Consider the following 3,906-nt stretch of genomic DNA (forward strand, 5'->3'; position numbering starts at 1 on the left):
TTTTCTGACAAATATTTCTCAAATAAACTTCGAGTAATTTCTACCATCAATCAATGAAAATAATTTCGATCAATCAACCAGTAAAAATCCACACAAGTTGTTCTTCATAATCTCTTAATGATCTATTTCCTACCTCGTCAGTAGAAAATATAACGCAATAAACATTCAACAACTTAACCTGTTCAGCTAAGTTCGTTTGCTGTATCGCGTCGGGATGAGCTCATTATAGGGCAATTTCTTACCCATGCAAGTGCTTTTAACTGATTGTTTTATTGAGTGTTGTATTTTTATGCACTAAGCTGGTTCATTTTTATTCTAATTCAAATATAAACATATAATTTTAAAGCAAAAATATGAATAAAATATTTCTGCTTTATTTTTTTCTTAATTTTTCACCTCTGCTGCTTTAATGTTCACGCTGATAATTTTCACCACTTGTTTTGGTACATTTTGATGCATTCCAAAGTTTGCAGTCGGTACTTGAGTGATTTTATCGACCACATCCATGCCTTTCACAACCTTACCAAACACGGCATAACCTGCATTCATCTGACTTCTATTTAAAAAGTCATTGTCTACCGTATTAATAAAAAATTGGCTGGTTGCTGAATTAGGCATATTGGTTCGTGCCATGGCCAATGTGCCACGCAGGTTCTTTAAGCCATTATAGGATTCATTTTGAATAGGGGCTTTGGTCTGCTTCTCGACCATGTTGGCATCCATTCCTCCCCCCTGAATCATGAAGCCAGGAATCACCCGGTGAAAAATGGTGCCATTATAAAAGTTATCTTTTACATAACTTTCAAAGTTTTTTGCTGAAATAGGCGCTTTATCATTAAATAGCTCTATTTCAATATTTCCCATTGAGGTTTTCATTTCTACCAGGGTATTTGCAGCCATCACCTGCAAACTCATACATGCAGTACCAATAGCAAATAAGGCCTTTTTTAACATTTCTTTACTCTTCTACGTTAAGTGGTCATTGTGAATGACTATATATTAATCTTTCAATATAAATATAACAGCTTCTCTTTTTGATATAAAATGAGCATTACAATGAGCGAAGAATTAAATACAACTACTTTTTCCCTTTACCCACCTTGGCATTTACAGGGTAATGCTTTTATTTTGAATTACTGGTTAACGCCCAAATTTATTGCGCAGCATCGGACTTTTTATATTGCTCCTTCTCCAATTGGACGCGTGGTACAGGTCATATTGGTTCGTTATCATGATTCTCCTGTAGGCCCATATGATGAATTGCTGATCTTGGATCATCCTTTAATCAGTAAAAGACGTTTGTCTTGCATTCCGAAAATTTATGTTTCTACCGAAGCCTCTATGCTAAATGGTCAACATTTTTGGGGAATACCAAAACAGCTGGCCCAATTTGAATGGCTCATCCATGATGATGTGGTGTATTGCAATATCTGCTTTGAGCAACAAGAAATGAGTTTGTGCTTGCAGAAATATAAACATAGCCAGACTTTTTATGTGAATAGTCATCATTTACCTGCACGGCTGCTCAAGATCGATCAAGCCTGGCAAGGTTTACGCTATCAGTTCACACTACAATTTCGCGGTAAACTCAGTAAATTAAAACAGGCGAGCTGGAAAAACACCCAGGACATTTTTCCCGATTTTTCTCAAGCCCGCTATTTACACAGCTTTTATGTGCCAGAATTTAGCCTCACCTTACCTAAAGCTAAAATCGAGAAAAAATAAAGGTGTTTCACGTGAAACACCTTTATTATAAATGAATACCCAGCTCAAAAAATTTAAGCGTGTTTATCCCAAAACTTTCTATAGTTTTTACTGATTTCAATAAAATACTTTTTAGCACGATAAGAAACAGGTGTGAGATTGACAAAACCATGCGCTTGATCGCCATATTCCTGATAATGCACCTTTACGCCACGATGACGTAATTTATGTGCATAAATTTCCCCTTCATCATGTAATACATCATGACCTGCAGTCACCACAAAGGTAGGTGGTAATTTGTCATGCTGACCATAAGTCGGTGAAATCAGCGGATCATCGAGTTCAACCTGATGCGTATCTGCATAATAATGGGTGACAAAATCCACATCTTTACCGGTTAAAACCAGTCCTTCATTGTAGGCATAAAATGAAGGATGACGGCTTTTAAAATCAACTGCCGGATAGAGCAGTAATTGCGCTTGCGGTGCATACACTTTATGAGCTGTACGTTGTGCAACTACCGTGCTGATATTCCCTCCAGCGCTATCCCCCGCCACTGAAATTCTATTTTTTAAGATTTTAAGCTGTTTTCTGTTTTGATAGACCCATGCCAAGGCATCTTCACAGCTTTGAATCAGTTGATTCGGACTCGCTTCAGGTGCTAAAGGATAGTCAATACTTAAAACCTGCACTTTGGCATGCACTGCCAGTAAACGGCAGACCTCATCATGCGAATCCAGACTGCCTACAACAAAGCCGCCACCATGAAAATACACCACCATAGGCAATTTTTTAGTGGGTGCAGGATGATAATGTCGCGCAAAGATGGTGCCGCTGTGTAAAGGTAAACGTAGATCTTCAATCTGTTTCACTGGTGTAGGCTTGGCTTTGATGGACTGCATTTGCAAATCAAAGCTTTTACGGGCATGAATAATATCTTCACTGACCAAACCACTACTGCCCCGTTTTAACTGGGCTGCCATCATACATTGCACCAAGGGATCAAGTTCAGGATATTGATGCGGATATCTTAAAATTTTAACTAGAGATTTTTGTGCAAAACTGGGCAATCGATCTAAAGTACGTGCCGCTGTACCTTGACCTTTTTCTAACATGGTCTGTAAAGTTCGGCTAAAAGCAACCATCATGGCACCTTCCTTTTATTTTAATCTTGATATTTTTTACATGATCAGCCAATACGTGACCATACGCTTATATCAGTCTAATTATCGGTATACACAGTAAAAACATTCATACGCTAATCTTCTTTTCATACCTTGTCATTGACAATTTCCATGTATATTTCGGCGTGTTTTTGCCACTCCAGCCCACAAAAAGAATGAATGTTATGGCTAAAAGACGCCTTCTGCTATCATTAGCAAGGCGATTTTTAGCTGCATTATCCCCTTTCCTGAAAATGGCACTTATTAAAATGACTCTTATACTTGCTAGGACTGTCATTATAACCAAGCCTAGGGTTCAGGTTATGACTAGTAATATAAAGGGGAGTAATATCCTCAACGTTGGAAGTATGATTCCTTTGCCTATTATTTAGATCGTAATTTAGAGGGGGGGGGGCCGCTCAGAATCCTGATAAAATTTTGCTAAACAGATACATAAATTCTATTTATTCTGCATTTACTTAACTTTAGGCAAAAAAAAAGCTTATCCAGAGGTTGGATAAGCCTAGAAAACACATTTCTAAATACCAAGAAGAAACTACAGCGATAGAATCTGGGTTAAATAATAAGCATCTGAAGCATTTTTGTGAAATATATATTTCATTTAATATTGATCGTTTTTAAGTCTAAGTAGACTCTCTAACATTGCGCTTCCTGCATGCTATAAATTTTCTCAGACATATTATTATCAATAACTTAATCCGGTTCAGGCTATTGCAACTGCTATTTCTGCCGTTCACTACACTCTAAATAATAGGGTTACTTATATCAGGATGCGCTAATCACAAGGGTTCCACCTTTGCTCTGCTTAACCTGGTCTAAATTCTGATATTTACCCGCAATCATCACATCATCTGGTATTTTATTTTAGAAAAAATAATGCTTTTTAATAATTTAGGACTTACGCACTATTATTTATAGATTCTCTGTGGTAGCAGATGATTTTTATCGAGAATAAAGTCATCAATGAAGTTTTTGATCATTGGTCTAAATAATTTCTTCTGCCAACGATATACATTTT

The 3,906-nt window shown here is 36.9% G+C and carries 3 protein-coding genes and 1 pseudogene; 1 reads left to right on the top strand and 3 read right to left on the bottom strand.

All coding sequences use genetic code 11. The features are described from left to right. Positions 1-384: 384 nt before the first annotated feature. The gene (locus FTT83_RS15575; protein ID WP_180082407.1) at positions 385-954 is read right to left on the bottom strand and encodes a peptidylprolyl isomerase; all 570 of its coding nucleotides are present in this window, start codon (positions 952-954) and stop codon (positions 385-387) included. A gap of 102 nt (positions 955-1,056) precedes the next feature. On the opposite strand from FTT83_RS15575, the gene FTT83_RS15580 reads away from it, so the two are divergent. Then, positions 1,057-1,725, top strand: coding sequence for an acetoacetate decarboxylase family protein (locus FTT83_RS15580; RefSeq protein ID WP_180175095.1), 669 nt, complete (start codon positions 1,057-1,059; stop codon positions 1,723-1,725). Positions 1,726-1,778: 53 nt separating this feature from the next. Here the strand turns inward: FTT83_RS15580 and FTT83_RS15585 are convergent, their stop codons facing one another. Together FTT83_RS15585 and FTT83_RS15590 are read right to left on the bottom strand one after the other, a co-directional pair. After that, the gene (locus tag FTT83_RS15585) at positions 1,779-2,849 is read right to left on the bottom strand and encodes an alpha/beta hydrolase (RefSeq protein WP_180082413.1); all 1,071 of its coding nucleotides are present in this window, start codon (positions 2,847-2,849) and stop codon (positions 1,779-1,781) included. Positions 2,850-3,796: 947 nt separating this feature from the next. Beyond that, a pseudogene (locus FTT83_RS15590) lies at positions 3,797-3,906 on the bottom strand (IS701 family transposase); the annotation flags it as partial.

The sequence above is a fragment of the Acinetobacter sp. YH01018 genome, from assembly GCF_013420295.1.
Taxonomy (GTDB): Bacteria; Pseudomonadota; Gammaproteobacteria; order Pseudomonadales; family Moraxellaceae; genus Acinetobacter.

Coding starts and splice junctions, on each gene's coding strand:
- FTT83_RS15575 (WP_180082407.1), bottom strand. CDS start 954: ATGTTAAAAAAGGCCTTATTTGCTATTGGTACTGCATGTATGAGTTTG.
- FTT83_RS15580 (WP_180175095.1), top strand. CDS start 1,057: ATGAGCGAAGAATTAAATACAACTACTTTTTCCCTTTACCCACCTTGG.
- FTT83_RS15585 (WP_180082413.1), bottom strand. CDS start 2,849: ATGGTTGCTTTTAGCCGAACTTTACAGACCATGTTAGAAAAAGGTCAA.